Genomic DNA, 16,412 nt, shown 5'->3' on the forward strand with positions numbered 1-16,412 from the left:
TCAAAAGATATGGAAGGAACAACCCAAAACTGTTTTTCAGTCTTAAGTATCTAACAAAAGCACCATTTGATACAAAATCGGTGGAGGATAGTTTACTGAGCAGACTTACCTAGTATGCATACTAGCTATTCCCGATTATTGCCGAACTACCCTATCACCAATAAACCTAGACAAATCAAATAAAGAGGTTTTAAAAAGAGGATGAGCCGAAACTAGCAGCAATGGAAGTTGAAAATCGGTTAGGGTACATATAGACAAAAGAAATAGAAAAGCAATCGTCAAATAACGGCCACCTGTTATATGGATGGCCGTTATTTGACAATTACGATTAAAATAGTTAGCAACGATCAAGGAATCTTATTATTGTTTTAAGAAATCTATTTCTATTTCATTTTTTCGTGGTTCACGTCTAAACAGATAGTTACCATTGCGAATTGACGCAATTACTTCTGCACGCTCACGAATTGCTTCATAAGTATCTTGTGCATCTAAAACGATAAAGTTAGCTGGTTTTCCCACTTCAATTCCATACTCATCGTTAACTCTCATAAGGTTTGCACCGTGGTATGTGATCAGGTTGAACGCCTTATTGATTTCATCAATGTGTGTATAATGTGCTAAATGGATACCATTGTCTAAAATATTCATCATATTTCCATTGCCTAATGGATACCAGTAATCCGCAATTGAATCTTGGGCAAATGCTACATTATTTCCATTGTTTAATAACTCTTTTACTCGTGTTAAGCCACGACGTTTAGGATAACTGTCGCCACGTCCTTGTAAATGTGCGTTTTCAGTTGGACAAGAAATAAAGTTGATTTTTGATTCTTTAAATAAACCTAACATTTTATTTGCATAACTGTTATCAACTGAACCGAAGCTACATGTATGACTTGCTGTTGTATATTCACCATAGTTTTTTTCCATAACAAGCGCATTTAACACTTCTAAAAACCGACTATTTGGATCATCGTTTTCATCACAGTGAATATCAATCATCACATTATTTTTTATTGCCATATCGACAATACGCTTCAAAGATTCAACACCATGTTCATAAGATATTTCAAAGTGTGGAATTCCTCCTACTACGTCAGCACCCATTTTAAGTGCTTCTTCCATTAAACGTTCTGCACCTTCGTATCTGAAGAACCCTTCCTGAGGAAATGCTACAAGTTGTAATGTAACGATATCTTTCAATTCTTCGCGCAGTTTAATTAAAGCTTTCATCCCTGTTAAATTAGGATCAGTAATATCTACATGGGTACGAATGAATTGAACGCCTTTACTCAATTCTTTTTGAATTCCTTTAATCGCACGTCCACGCACCATTTCTTCAGTCAATGATTTCTTATTATCACTCCAACGCTGTATCCCTTCAAATAACGTACCCGAAACATTCGCATTTCCTTCTCCTAGCCCTGAAAAGATATAATCTAAGTGTAAATGAGGGTCAACATAAGGGGGCAACACCAAACAACCTTGTAAATCGATCACTTCACCTGCGTGGTTTAAATCATTACCGATTGCTTTAAACTGACCGTTTTCCACTAAAAATTCATGGGATTCTGGATCCCCATAGATATTCGCATTAATAAATTTCTTCATTTATACATCACTCCTTTACTCATTCTAATACGATGCATTGTTATATTGCAATCTTAGCCATCATACCAATGACAACATGAAAGAAGGAGGAATTAGGCTTGTTTATCCTTCGTTATTTTAAATATTATACCTTTGCTAAATGTGCTTAAAAATAGTGAGAGGTACCTGTGCCAGAACCAAAGACGGACAATTCACACATTGGAATTATCATACTAAAAATAAAGAAAAACCGCATAGGAATTGATTTATTTTGTATTATTATACAGTCGTTTTATATTCACAGAATAGTGTCACACACGGGTATAAAAAATTAAACGCACCCGAATAAACAAACAAATGAATTTTATGGTAAAATTGCTATAAATATAAAGACTCTATATTCACTTCTTACACAATAGAGCAGCATTACGCAAGGGGGAAAAGTAAATGGAACTATACTTAATATTTGTAGGTATTATTCTTGTTATTGTATGTCCACACCTTTTTTTTGTAATGAAGAGTCGAACATACTTCTATTCAAAGAAATTGACTGCTCCGCCATGGGCAGACATAGAGACAAAACAATTTTTCCGTCAATTCAATCGAGCCTGGTCAATGAAGATTGAGAAAACTGTAAATGTGCGCGTAAAGAATAAAAAACACACTCTAACAGATGTGGAACTGCGAGAACGGTGGTATGAACTCAAAAAATTTCTTTTGTTAGCAGGCATCTCAAAAAGACTTCCGATGTTTTCCAAAAATGTAGACGATATTTGGCACTTCTTTTTAGAAGAAGAGGAACTGTATAATCAATTCTGTTTAGACTTTATTGGTGAACAGATTGAACATCACCCTCATGAAACGCCAACACTTCTTCCAATTGAACGTGCTTGGTTTGACATGTTATATCTTTCTTTTTTCAACGTTACTTCCCGCTCGCATTTATGGGGGAAATTCATGCAAAAAAAGAAAGAACACGCAAAATGGATAGAGCGTATAGTGAATGATCCAAAAGGAATCATTGAGTCATTTGGGCGTCACTCATCCAATGCCTCCTCGACATATACATTGGCTACCTTTCTCAAATTTGCACGACAACAAGCGATGAAGACAAATGGAAACCAAGGAAAGCGAGTTAAACGAAAAGACGGCTATTGGTATGGTACCTCACTATTCGCCTTATATGACTATGACACAGTTCAATTAAAGAAGAAAAAGGTGGATGGTACTTCCGTAGACGGATCTCCAGGCTTTGCAGCTGACTTCGATTATAAAGAAGAATGGAACGAGATTGTCACCAATGTGAATTCGTTTGAAGTGGGAACAGACGCCGGAGCTACGCCAAGTGCTCCTTCGGACGGAGGGGACTCTGATTCTGGGAGTAGTTGTAGCTCGTGTAGTGGGTGTTCTTCGTAATAATATGAAGAAGTGGTTGATTATGCTGGTAGGAAGTATTCTTATTGTGCAAGGTTGCGTTCCAGGTGGGAAGAGTATGCCCACCGAACAGAAAAAGGAGGAAAATACTTTGAACCAAGAATTACTTAATACGGTTGAACTTAAAGAGACAAATACCGTAAGTAAACTGATTACTAAAGGGGCAAATATTAACGTACAGGATGAAAACGGTCGTACTGCCATTATGTTAGCTACGTATAATAATGACGTTGCCACAGCAGAAGTCTTAATTAAAGCCGGTGCAGACGTCAATATCCAAGATGACATGAAAAACAATCCTTTCTTGTATGCTGGCGCAGAGGGGTACTTAGACATTCTAAAGTTAACAATCGAAGCCGGTGCAGACCCAACTATTACCAACCGATATGGAGGAACTGCTCTCATCCCCGCCTCCGAACATGGCTATCTCGACGTTATCAAAGAACTTCTCGCTTCAACTGATATTGATGTTAATCATGTAAACAATCTCGGTTGGACAGCCTTAATAGAAGCAATCATTTTAAATAATGGCAACAAAGTACAACAGGAAACTGTACAATTACTTATAGATAACGGTGCAGATATAACTATTCCTGATAAAAATAATGTCTCCCCTCTACAACATGCACGAAAAAAAGGGTTCAAAAAGATTGAGCAACTATTATTGGATGCTGGTGCAATGTAACAATACACAACGACCACGTAGATACTCCACGTCAAATCAGGTTAGCGTCTGCAATATCCTTTGCAATTCTTTGTGCTTTTTTTCGAAATACAGCGTACCAAAATGGTGCGCTTATTTTTATAATTCGGGTTTTTCCATGTAATCAAAAATGGTGGTAATTTATTATAAGTTAAGTGTTTTCCAGAAATTCAAGCACAAAACATCCTTCACAAGTTCGCTTTTGGAAACCCTAATTCATACACACGCTGTAACTGAATACTCCCGTCTAAATCCTCATGATATCGTTTTAACCATTTGATAACGTGTCTCGACATTCTCCGGTGAATCCTCCCCCATCCACTCAATCTATCCCCCTGATTTATCCAATTAATGAAGGTTATGCTATGATTAATACAAAGAGTTTAGTTGATGACACAAGATGATGACTTTAATGCCAACCTACAATAGACTAGTTCGCGCTCGCATTCCAGAGAGGTTTTATCCTTCTTTCCTTTGACGAAGGATAAAAATGTAGCTTTCAGCCCGCTACCTAACTGTCCACGCTAAAAGTATAATGTTACCAGTAGCCCTCCAAGTCTCGCTACGAATGTATGGCGAGTTCTTTCTCGACGTGAATCTCGCCAACTATGTGATTAGGCCTATTAATAACCGAGCGACTGGTTCGATAGCCCAAGCAGCGAACGCTAACATTGGACTTTGTGATTATAGTACAGTAGGATAAACAAGCAATGTCAACAAGAAAATATGAAAGTTTAATGCTAGTATTGAAAAGAAAGTTCTTAATTTCATAAGCATAACTTTCAATAAAAAGTAGAGGAAGTACAGTTTAAATGAAAAACCGTAAAATAAAACTAATTTTAGTATTATCTACTGTCTTGTTATTGTTGTTTACAAGTTTAAATGTCTTTACCTCTTACGTGAAGATGAAAAAGACGGTTGAAGAGTCAATCGGCAATCAAAATCTTGTAGCAGCAGAATCCATTGCGACTGCGATAGATAAAGAAACATATCGGAAATTTTTGAATAATCCCGCGAAAAACGACTATTATTGGGAATTAACAAACTACTTAGTTGATGCTAGAGAAAAACTGGGTGCATTATTTGTATATACATTGGAAATCGATAATCCAAAAGTATCGAACGTAATGATAAGCGGATTCAACAAGGGATTAGAAGAAATCTATGATATTGGAGTGCCTTGTACAGTACCCGAAAAGCAGGTCAAAAGAGCCTATGAAGGTAATACATATGTTACAAATGTAATTGAAGATCCCGATCATGGCTCTTATCTTTCTGTTGGAGTACCTATAAAGGATGAGGCAGGAAAGATCATGGGCTACTTAGGTATCGATATTAGTGTTGATACACTTAATGAAATTAAAGGGAAAGTACTGAAAAACAATATCCTTCTCTTCGTCTTTAATGGTGTCTTTATTTTGGTCGCTATCGGATCCTTCTTACTATTGCAAAGATGGTATCAAAAAGAAGTGGCAAAGGAAGTCGGGTATACAGAAGATACATACCAAGCTGAACTTAAAACGCTAATCACTTCCATATCTTCTATAAGACATGATTTTACCAATCATATTCAGGTTTTACACGGACTACTTCAACTAGGGGAATCAAAGCAGGCCCAGCAATACATATCATCTTTGTCTAAAGAAGTTATGCCAATAGAATCTCTAAAGTTAAGTATTGATCATCCTGGACTTTCAATCCTATTGCAAACAAAGAAACTGGCTGCACAAAATTATCATATTGATATGAATTTTACGGTTTCTCATGATTCATTTGATAAAATAAAAACAACAGACTTAATTATAATACTGTCGAATTTGATTGATAATGCAATTGATGCAACAATTGCATTACCTGAAGCTGAACGTAAAATAGCAATTAGCTGTAAAACGGATGTTACGAAGTATGTATTTAAGATTACGAATACTGGGCCTAAAATTATTGAGAATGAACATATTTTAAAACAAGGATATACAACAAAAAAAGCAGAACAAGGAAAAATAAGAGGGCAAGGTTTATTTATTGTGAAGGAAGTTGTGAATAGCTATAACGGGAAATTCTCAATTGATTCAATAAATGAATTAGAGACTATAGCCTTTGTCGAAATCCCTATAAAGTAAATTTGAATGAAAGCGTAAACTCCCTACTGCAAGTTGTGGGGAGTTTCTTCATTTTTCTCGTTATTTGGGTTCTTAATTCGAATGGTTATTTAACTGTTTTCATGTCTAGTAGACATAACACTCGTTCACGTTCATGTAACGCTAGTGGCATATTATCAAAGTATATTTAATGATAAATTTCGACAAAAATATATAATTTCTTAAAACTATTAACGAGACTCCCCCGTCTAACTTTCTATAAACAGTAAAGGAGTTTTTAACTTGAAAAAAACGCATCGTAATCGTCGTTCCTTTTGGATTGACGTTACATTTTCAATTGTTATCATCGCACTAACCGTATCCGCTATCAGTTTAATTTCACTAACTGCCAAGAAGGAGACTGCTTCGCCCCCTGAAAATAAAAAAACTACAACTCAGGCTCCGGTAGTGGTCGATACTACTGACTCAAATTATCCAGCTATTAAAATTAGTACTGAAACTTCGAATGACTTATACACACCATTTTCCATTCAATATCCCCAAAGTTTACATAGTCCTTTCAATAAAGCTATTACTAGTTACATAAAAGATGCAAAGCGAGGTTACTTGAATAAACATGACGGTAGTAAATTGAAAAGAAAAATGAACATTTCTTTAGATATTCTTACCCATCGTTCAGGAAACTATTCTTTTGTTCTGACCGACAGTCGTACAACTGGCAAGCCTAACGAAGAGACTAGGATTCGATCATTCCATTTGAATCCTAAAACAGGAGGAAGTTTAACAATCTCGGATGTACTCGGACACAATTCGGAACACCTTGAGATTCTTTCTCCCCTAGTACGTGAAGCAATATACAATGATCCATTGATCGCAGACTACATTTTCCCAGAAGAAGTTCATATCCAGACGGAACCAACCTGGGCCAACTTCGATAATTTCGCAATCACAGATGAATCACTGATTTTTTATTTTGATAAATATGAATTGGCAGCAGGTAAAGTCGGTCCACCGGTTATTGCAATTCCGTTGAGTGATGTAAACAACATACTAACCGAGGAATTCCAATCGGTAATTGTAGATTCTGCCGAAAATTCAATCACCAAAGAAGAGCATGACAACGGCATTAAGAAAATTGCCCTCACATTCGACGATGGACCCCACCCGAAAGTGACGATGCAAATTCTTGAGACGTTGAATAAATACGATGCAGTAGCAACATTTTTCATGCTTGGCAGCATGGTTGAAAAAAACCCAGATATCGCAAAAAAAGTACAGGAAGCAGGCCACGAGCTTGGAAATCATACATGGAGTCATCTTGATTTGACAAAGTTAGGCGCAGAAAAGGTGCACAATGAAATCTACAAGACATCTGCCATTATTGAAAATATTACTGGTCAGAAAGTAACTGAGTTCAGACCCCCTTATGGCGCAGTAAACGAGGCTGTTCGCAGCCAAACAAACTTACCTGTCATCTTATGGAATGTCGATTCACTTGACTGGAAAGACCGTGATCCAAACCAACTTCTAGCTAAAATTAAAAGTGCGACGAAAGACGGAAGTACCATCCTTATGCATGATATCCATCAATCGACAGCAGACGGCCTCGACGCAGTTTTAGCCTACTTGCAAAGTGAAGGCTATACCTTCGTCAAAGTTTCAGATTTAAAATAATCAGTTACTACGCCCCTGAACTAGATGTTCAGGGGCTTTTATTTTCAGAAGTACAAATTGATACCTGTCCCATCAACATCCGAAACAAATGGATTACTGAACGGGCTTGTTGTAACCGCTATACTAAAAGAGGCACCGCTGTGTCAGAAACAATTATGATCAATATACACATTCAAGAAATTATACAAAAAACTAAGAAAAACCGTATAGATATTGATTTACTTGATATTATTATAGACTTGAGTTTTTTTTTACTGAATAGGTAGCTAAAATTTAAAACAAAAATTTTTTTATATTTTTGGTTTAAAGTGGTTTATCATAATCTCCTACTGGGTATACTTAGATTACAAGGCGGAACTACCGAAGGATGAAACGCGTAAACGCGTAGACGGGTAACCTACGAGCGATTCTGAGGATGAACTGCACAGCCTTGGCGGAAAATTTGCTTTACTGACGAGCGGTACATTTGTTAAGAACCCTGTACTTTGGTTCCAAATCAGTATGTGTTATCAAGCAGTAAATGGTCCATTTTTTGTTATAAGTGCAATTGAATAACTGACTTTAACATACAGATCGCGTACCTAACATCTTGCGACTGTAGGGCCAAAGGGGCTAATCGAGTCAGAAGTAACGAACTGGATAGACGAAAGAACTTCGAATAATCGTCAGAAAGAACAGTTTGCGTAATTTAAAACTATCAAATTTTCCGAGTGCACCCCATTTTTATTGGGGATTGGAAAAAGCATGGTCCTTTAATCCAAGGATCATGCTTTTTCTTTGATTCCCCTACCCCACTTCATTGGTAGACCTATGCTTTGTTCATCCCTGGAAGCACGAAGCTTTTCTTCCCTATCAAGTAGCACATCCATCGACATAGCCCGTAGTTGTCGCAAAGGATAACCCACTATTTATTGAATCTGGTTCCAGTTGCTGCCACTGATAGAACAATTATCAGTGGCTTTTCATTTTTACAGGACTGAAGCCTGTGTAATTACATGGTCAGGCTGCTTAATAGACAAACTAAACTCTCCTTTTATTAAAAGTCCATATTGAGGTGATGATGATGGCTGATTTTAACTTATTTTTTACGATCAATTACCTTTTGTCCTCGAAAGAAAACTTTACTGATTTTTTCAACACTGGTAATTTCCAGACCCGGAATACCTTCTGCCACTAGAAAGTTGGCATCTAATCCTGGTTCTAATCTCCCAAAGTGATCTTTTTTACCTAAAAGTGCTGCTGGGTTTGCAGTCAGTAATGCCAAAATCTCATTTTCATCGTAGTTATTATTCTTTAATAATTTCATTGATGGGTGGGCAATTAACATTAATACGTCCCTCAATCGGATACCATCTAGATCTCGGGGACTTCACCCTAGGATTAGATGCTTGTTTTTTCCATATCATCACCGCCTGCCTTTTTACTAATTTATATGCAAATGCGGAAGTGTGTGTTTGTCTTGATTACAAAAAACGATAGGTACTACTCGTGACATGTTTTTTACCACCTAGTGACAAAGGCTTTACCACCTCATACCTTCTTGATGATCAAGAATAAAAAACACACTTTTCAAAAATGGGAATGTTATACTTGCTATACAAACTTGACTAATTTTAAGCAATATAAATGTTCTGTATACGCGCCATAATGTGGAAGAAGAAAATTCGTCATTATTTTAATAGGTAGCTGACTTAGCGACTTCAGTTTTCACATCCTATTTACTTGGATTAAATTTTTTGGTTTATTAAACAAAGAGGAGGGTCAATATGGAAATAGTATATTTTGCAGGTGGATGTTTATGGGGAGTACAAGCTTTTATAAAAACGTTACCTGGAGTAAAGTTTACAGAAGCAGGAAGAGCTAATGGAACAAGTCATACACTTGAGGGTGATTATGATGGGTACGCCGAATGTGTAAAAACTGGATTTGATCCGACAGTTGTAACAATCAGGGAATTAATGGGGTATTTATTTGAAATCATTGATCCGTACAGTTTGAATAAACAAGGACAGGATGTTGGCGAGAAATACAGAACAGGCGTATATAGTGATAAGCCTGAACACTTAAAAGAGGCGAAGGCGTTTCTTGGTAAGAGAAATGATTATGACCTTATAGTTGTTGAAGTATTACCTCTTACAAACTATGTAAGAAGTGCAGAAGAACATCAAGATAGGTTAGCTAGATGTCCAAATGATTATTGTCATATTCCAGAAGAAATAGTAAATAGGTATAAGTAAGGGAGAATAAAAAGGGACACTTGTGTCAGACCGAAAAGGCGAGTAATTCACACATTCAAAAGAATATACAAATAGTAAAGAAAATCGCATAGGTATTGATTTATTTTGCATTATCATACAATTGTTTAGTATTCACTGAATAGTTCCCCGTAGCTACCTAAAATTATGTTATTTATTATTTATTCATCAAACAAGCATACCCCCATTCTCATTGATGATGGGGGTAAAATAATGTTATTTAACTTTTGAATAATTCTACAATCAACGTATCCAGTGATTCTTTTAAATTGATTTTTCCTTACACTGTTAAAGTTCTATTCAACCAATAACAAATCGAATTCTAGTATTACTCCGCAATTAACTTAATCTTATCTACTATATTTTCTATTACTGGATTTATATCCGCATACCCATAATAACGAACATATATGACAGCTTTTCCTTTCGAAGCAAATACTTCTTTAAAATCATCTTCCTCATGAACGATTAAAAGGTTGAGGTCTGCATGCTTTGTTTCAACAAAATCATCATCGCTATATTCATAATTATATCTTTTTATTAAATCAGCAATTAGATTGTCTGCTAAAGCTGGTACACGTAACTGATAAACCATTGTGTTAATACTCGGTGAATATTCACCACTCCCATCCCCCCACATTTTCCCGGGAACAACACCGTGTTCATCTGATTCATATTTGATTGGCGCTAACGGACTCCAATTATACGTATAGCGGTTGCTCCAATCAACATCGTCTCCCATATAGTAAGCTTCTCCCCGAACCAAAGCAGGATTCTGCTCTACATCTGCTAATCTGACAATCGGTAAGTCAAGATTTGCTTCTGGCAATGTTGCTGTATTACTTTTTATAAGCTGCCCGATTGGAACGATGGCACTAAGTCCAGCAACGATTGTAAATAGGAATGTGATAACCGAATTTAATCGATAGCGCTTCTTCCATGGGGCATGATGATTAATCGATTTTCCTTCAATCAGATCTTTTCGTAAAGCATGAATGGATAAGGCTGCTTGCAGTGAAATATAGGCCGGATATATAAATAGAATAAATAAAAGCGTTTGTTGAATAACTAACCCCTCAACCAAAACAAAGGTCGGTGTTCCATCAAGAAACCAAATTGCAGATAACATGCCAATCGTTAAAAGTAACGCGGCAACAACCATAACAGCATTAAAGACTAATTTTTTGCCCAGTGCCTTTAATGTAAAAGACTGCTCGGCAGGGTCTGTATGTAGCTCTGGTGCACCGCGTTCAACAGGTGATGCGTACACTTGAAAATATTGATGGCCTGTCACATAATCCCATCCACTATCCGCATACATCTCAATCTGTTCTGGTGTAATCCTCTTATTTATTGTTATATCGATTCTATACCTCATTTTTTCCGGTTCACCTTTAACAAAATGAACAAAACGTAACCCCATCTTTTTTAGATGGAATCCCTTTGCAGCCATGTCTTGAAACCAGCTTTCATGTTCACCGATTCGCCAATAATCACTTGGACGAAGTTTACGAACCGTCTTATTCATTCTCATCACCTATCTCTAAAATATTTCCGTCTTGGATTAAGGATTTTAATCGACTATACTCTGTTCTTAATGCATGCTCCCCTTCTGATGTAATTTGATAGGTCTTTCTTCTACCATCATCTTCTGCTAATGAAATAAGGCCATCTTTTTGCATCCGTGAGAGTACTCCGTAAAGTGTCCCCGGGCCCATTTTTAATCTGCCATTCGAAACTTCTGTAATTGCTTGCATCAGCTGATACCCATAGTTGGGATGCATTAATGCTAGCAGCACATAATACATAGCTTCAGTCATCGGTCCCCCATTATATGCCATTACTTACATTCCTTCTTTCACATTTCAAGTTATTATGCCGCGCAGTATTATGTGTAACGATATATCGTTTAGCATAATAGTACTTCATGAAATTTCTATTGTAAATAGTAAATGATGATTAGTTTTGTTCATAGTAAATTTCGGGTTAAAAAGTAGTACCCGTGATACCCACACCACGACACAGTTTTTTTGAAAGAAAGTAGCTTTTCTTATATTATTTCCTTTCTTATAGTACTTAGTAGTTGTTAGCTGTTTGTGAGGGCTTCTTTAGTAAGAGTTACAAATGACAATGGTCATGAACCTATTTTCCCTGGTTGATTCATTTGTTAGAAATTCGTATTTGACGAACCGGCTCAACACAGTCCGGATGTATTGCGCGCTACTATTTCGCCTTGTTTCCTGCCCTATTTTTGTAGAATTCTCGAGGAGTTTTACATTGCACTATACACGGAATAAAATATCTACCGTGCATTTGACAAAGACATTCATAGTGGAACACATCTGCTACACTTCAGGTACCTAAATTTATAAAAATGTAGTTGTATTGAATTGTCGGAATATCGTCGTGCATAGGTGCCTGACGTCTAGTGAAACCTGTCACACTAGTGAATTGTCTGAATTGCGTCATTCATATTGATCCTAAAATAATACTAAATGTGCTTTTAATGCTAGTAATTTAGGGTATACCATTATTAAGGATTTAATAAGGGGCGATTATCTTTGGACAAGAAGTTTTGGAAGAATCCAGTATTTTCAATTTCGGCGTCAGTAATTTTTGTGCTTGTAGTATTAGGTGCGACAATACCAGTTAAGTTCCGATATGTAGCAGATGTATTATACGATTTTACAACGATAAACTTTGGGTGGTTCTACTTACTCACGGTTTTCATCATCGTTGTATTTTTAGCCGGTCTAGCGATTAGTAAATACGGAGCAATTAGGATTGGAGGAGATGAGGAACGTCCAGACTTTCCATTTTTCACGTGGATTGGCATGCTATTCTCAGCCGGATTCGGAGTCGGACTTGTTTTCTGGGGTGTTGCAGAACCGATGAGTCATTTTTTCACTTCTCCAATCCGTGGCATAGCGTCTCAATCTGAACAGGCTGGACGTATTGCAATGGGGTATTCGTTTTTTCACTGGGGCATATCCCAATGGGCGATTTTCGGTATCGTGGGTTTAGTCATTGGTTTTTTACAGTTCCGCAAGAAAAAGGATGGACTCATTTCAACCGCTTTGGAACCGTTACTAGGAAAAAACAAAAAAGTGAAGATTGGAATCGATTCCTTCGCGGTTATTGCGACTGTCATGGGAATTGCCACGTCACTGGGTCTCGGTATCTTGCAAATGAGTGGCGGGCTTGAGTCCGTTTTCAACATAAAGAGCTCGTTTAGAGTTCAGCTAATCATCATTTTAGTCGTCTTCATATCCTATATGCTGTCTTCTTTAAGTGGTTTGAATAAAGGCATTCGATACTTGGGGAACTTTAATTTGGGTCTAGCCATTGCAATGCTAGCATTCTTTTTCATTGTTGGCCCAAAAGTATTCATTTTAGAAAGTTTTACATTGGCGATTGGTGATTATATAACAAACTTTATCCAATATAGCTTTCGATTACAGCCCTATCAAGGAGGCACCTGGATACGGGATTGGACGATATTTTATTGGGCATGGACGATTGCATGGTCCCCTTTCGTAGGTGCATTCGTTGCACGCGTATCGAAAGGAAGAACGATTCGAGAATTTATCATTGGCGTAATGGTTCTTCCGCCAGTGTTTGCATGTATGTGGATTGCTACACTGGGTGGAACTGCGCTTTACAGCGATTTGAATAACGGCACAAAAATTGCTGAAGCTGTCGACGCAGATGTCACATCTGCAATTTTTGAAACGTTTCAACATATGCCATTCACGGGACTCATGTCCGCGTTGGCGATTCTCTTAATATTTACATTCCTAGTGACTTCCGCAGATTCGGCTACATACATCCTTGCCAGCATGACAACAAACGGAAGTCTACTGCCTCCATTAGTTGTTAAAATGGTTTGGGGGTTCCTCATGTCCGCCATTGCGGCAGTATTATTGTATGCAGGTGGTCTGGAAGCGCTGCAATCAGCATCACTTGTGGCAGCATTACCATTCACAGTACTCCTTCTTCTGCTTGTATTCGGAATGAGTAAATTGTTAAAAAACGAACCTATTACAGTTCGACCTGTAGATATAAGAAGTTTTGAACAGGTTGAACGACAAGTAAAGAAAAAAGCTGGAACGGACAGGGCAATACCGCCATCCTCTAAGAGAAGGAACCAGCAGAAGAAGTAATTCACTCCAAACTAAAGTGCCTGCCTCCAATTAGTCTTGGGGGCAGGCATTTTGTTGGGTGCCTGTTCACGGTTGAATTATGACAACTCAAGGTTCTGTATAAGAGACTAGTAAAAAAGAGCAAACCTATAGAAAGTTTCAGCCGCCAAAATTGCATCTTTGGCGGCTTTTACCCTGTTAGATGTCCCTCTATTCTTACGTCTCACAAAGCTTTAGCACTTCGTGTACTGGTCAATAGGATCACTACTTTGCTCTATTCTCATAGGTTTTGCTTATTCCAATAAAGGGTATAGGCACTAGGAATCTACTTACAACGAAAGAGGTGCATAACTTTGAAAGTGAGCGTGAAATTAACTTCATTCATTTTACTAGTTTTAGTCACGCAACTAATTTTTCCGCATTCATCTTCTGCAAATAATCTGGACAGCCCTACATATATGGTCATTTCATTTGACGGAATGCGTCACGATTTCACAGAAAACTACATAGAGGAAGGAGTGCTGCCGAACTTTAAGAAGGTGGAAAATAACGGCCTTGTGGCTGAGGATATTCGAACGATTTACCCTTCTTTAACGGCGGCTTCCCACGCGGCGATCTCCACTGGAGCAAAGCCTGGAATTACGGGCATGATTAGTAATCACCTGCGTATGCCCAACATGGATTTAGCTGATAATAAAAGCGCATTTTTCTCACCAATTGATGCTACACCGATTTGGGCTGAAGCAAGGGAACAAGAAAAAACAACGGCTACTGTTCTCTTTCCAGGTTCGAATCCCACGGAGGGAAATAAAGCCACATACGCCGTTTATTACGGCACAACTTGGGCTGATAGCGCTTTGGATAAACTTAAATTCAAGTTACCTACTGAGTGGACAGAACTTCCCAAAAGTTTTAGTCCTGTAAAAGAAGCAACCCTTACACTGAAACTTAAAGAAACAGTTGATCAGGAAATCTATATTTTAGCCTTAGATTCTACAGACAACAAAAAAACGGATTATGATACTTTTTATTTTTATACGAAGAAAAACGGTCTTTTGATCGATACGATTTCAGAAAACGATTGGGGTTCAATTTCATTTCCCATCAATACGAATCACCTTGCCGGCTTGTCATTCAAGCTAAAAGATGTGGATCCTACGCTTAAAGACGTTAAACTTTATAGGACCGCTGTCACGTCAGCAGTCCTACATGGACCGGAACAATTTCAAAAAAATATTGCATCGAAGTTTGGGTTTCTTCCCGTTGAGTACGACGATAAGGCTCTTGAAAAGGGTTGGATTACACGCCACGAATACGAGGTCATCCATGAACGTTTTGCAAAGTGGACAACCGATGTATCCCTTTATATTAAAGAGCAATACAAACCCGATATACTTTTCTTTTATTATCCCCAAATTGACCATGAAGAGCATAAATACTTATTGGTAGATCCAAGGCAGCCGGGTTATACGAAGAAAAAGTCAGAAAAGTTTATGGCGTACATTACTTGGTCCTATAAGCTCGCCGACCGAACAATTGGCACTGTTTTAGAGACAATGACCGACAACGATCGACTTTTAATCGTTTCGGATCACGGCATGGAACCCGTTCACACGAAGATTTCGCCAAATCATGAACTTGAGCAAGCCGGTCTTTTAAAACTAGATAAAGACGGCAAAGTGGATTCTAAAAAATCCAAAGCATTCGCTGTCGCAAGTGGTGCCATTGCACATATTTACATTAATTTAAAGGATAGAGAACGGAACGGTATCGTTTCTGAAGAGGAGTTCCCCGACGTTCAAAAGGAAATTATGGATATCTTTACAGAATTCAAAGCGACAGAGCCCTCTTTTATCAACAGATTCAAGTATTTATATCATAGGCAGCGTGAAAATAGCCATAATGACGATGAACGATCTTTATTTCAAGTGTTGGTTGGATCGAAAGAGAGCCCCTTTGAAAAAGTAGTTGCAGCAGGGGATCAGGATCAGGACTTGGAAATTCTTCAACACGAACAGGCGGGTGACGTATTGCTTATTGCGAAACAAGGCTATTACATCGGCCAAGATGATGTCGGATCAGCAGTCAAAATAGCAGCGGACCGTGGAAGTCACGGTGGCGATCCGGAGCGGATCGAATTACGCCCTATTTTGTATGTGACAGGCGGTACTTATTCAAAAGTGAAGATTACAGAAAAAGTATCCACACTAGACATCGCCCCTACCTTGTATCAGTTAATGGATATTAAAGCACCTGATTTCATTGATGGGAAGGTTATTGCGGAAATGATTGAGGCTGAAAGGAATTAGTGATTAGTAGTCAAATTCTATACGTTTTGATATCTTTAACTAAAATGCCTGCCCCCAATTAGTGTTGGGAGCAGGCATAATTTTTACGTATGTGAATCAATTTCATAATGCGTACTTTTAAAAAATCATAAAGAAACAGAATTTGAAATGATTTCTTAAAAAAACGAATGAAATAGACGATTACGCTGTTGCGGCTAATTGAAGCT

Annotated in this window: 12 protein-coding genes; 7 read left to right on the plus strand and 5 right to left on the minus strand. The window is 37.7% G+C overall.

The annotated features are described in order from the left end of the window. Nucleotides 1–360: 360 nt before the first annotated feature. Nucleotides 361–1,611: an amidohydrolase family protein gene (locus I2483_RS16640; RefSeq protein ID WP_207278211.1), complete on the minus strand. Its 1,251-nt coding sequence runs from the start codon at nt 1,609–1,611 to the stop codon at nt 361–363. A gap of 426 nt (nt 1,612–2,037) precedes the next feature. Here I2483_RS16640 and I2483_RS16645 point away from each other — a divergent pair, with 426 nt between their 5' ends. The 4 genes from I2483_RS16645 (at nt 2,038) to I2483_RS16660 (ending at nt 7,500) form a co-directional block, all read left to right on the plus strand. Further along, complete coding sequence (locus I2483_RS16645) at nt 2,038–3,006, plus strand: glycine-rich domain-containing protein (protein ID WP_207278212.1); 969 nt, start codon at nt 2,038–2,040, stop codon at nt 3,004–3,006. Between the two features lie 4 nt (nt 3,007–3,010). Next, nucleotides 3,011–3,709 carry an ankyrin repeat domain-containing protein gene (locus I2483_RS16650; protein WP_207278213.1) on the plus strand — a complete coding sequence of 233 codons (699 nt, stop codon included), beginning with the start codon at nt 3,011–3,013 and terminating at the stop codon, nt 3,707–3,709. Between the two features lie 830 nt (nt 3,710–4,539). After that, nucleotides 4,540–5,847 carry a Spo0B domain-containing protein gene (locus I2483_RS16655; protein ID WP_207278214.1) on the plus strand — a complete coding sequence of 436 codons (1,308 nt, stop codon included), beginning with the start codon at nt 4,540–4,542 and terminating at the stop codon, nt 5,845–5,847. Between the two features lie 261 nt (nt 5,848–6,108). Then, nucleotides 6,109–7,500, plus strand: coding sequence for a polysaccharide deacetylase family protein (locus I2483_RS16660; protein ID WP_207278215.1), 1,392 nt, complete (start codon nt 6,109–6,111; stop codon nt 7,498–7,500). A gap of 764 nt (nt 7,501–8,264) precedes the next feature. Here the strand turns inward: I2483_RS16660 and I2483_RS19495 are convergent. Further along, complete coding sequence (locus I2483_RS19495) at nt 8,265–8,393, minus strand: hypothetical protein (protein WP_255550492.1); 129 nt, start codon at nt 8,391–8,393, stop codon at nt 8,265–8,267. Between the two features lie 185 nt (nt 8,394–8,578). Continuing rightward, entirely contained in the window at nt 8,579–8,842 is a 264-nt protein-coding gene (locus I2483_RS16665; RefSeq protein WP_207278216.1) for an amidohydrolase family protein, read from the minus strand. Nucleotides 8,843–9,266: 424 nt separating this feature from the next. Between I2483_RS16665 and I2483_RS16670 the strand changes: the two genes are divergently transcribed. Further along, entirely contained in the window at nt 9,267–9,737 is a 471-nt protein-coding gene (locus tag I2483_RS16670; protein ID WP_207278217.1) for a peptide-methionine (S)-S-oxide reductase, read from the plus strand. 346 nt (nt 9,738–10,083) lie between these two features. Here the strand turns inward: I2483_RS16670 and I2483_RS16675 are convergent, their stop codons facing one another. Continuing rightward, nucleotides 10,084–11,283 carry a DUF2812 domain-containing protein gene (locus I2483_RS16675; protein ID WP_207278218.1) on the minus strand — a complete coding sequence of 400 codons (1,200 nt, stop codon included), beginning with the start codon at nt 11,281–11,283 and terminating at the stop codon, nt 10,084–10,086. After that, complete coding sequence (locus tag I2483_RS16680) at nt 11,276–11,596, minus strand: PadR family transcriptional regulator (protein WP_207278219.1); 321 nt, start codon at nt 11,594–11,596, stop codon at nt 11,276–11,278. The genes I2483_RS16675 and I2483_RS16680 overlap by 8 nt, the downstream gene beginning before the upstream one ends. Before the next feature lie 720 nt (nt 11,597–12,316). Here I2483_RS16680 and I2483_RS16685 point away from each other — a divergent pair. Further along, nucleotides 12,317–13,918 (plus strand): BCCT family transporter, encoded by a 1,602-nt coding sequence (locus I2483_RS16685; protein WP_207278220.1) that lies wholly within the window; start codon nt 12,317–12,319, stop codon nt 13,916–13,918. A 338-nt stretch (nt 13,919–14,256) separates the two neighbouring features. Next, the gene (locus I2483_RS16690; protein ID WP_346267746.1) at nt 14,257–16,206 is read left to right on the plus strand and encodes an alkaline phosphatase family protein; all 1,950 of its coding nucleotides are present in this window, start codon (nt 14,257–14,259) and stop codon (nt 16,204–16,206) included. Nucleotides 16,207–16,412: the final 206 nt, after the last annotated feature.

Source organism: Sporosarcina sp. E16_3 (assembly GCF_017347125.1).
GTDB lineage: Bacteria > Bacillota > Bacilli > Bacillales_A > Planococcaceae > Sporosarcina.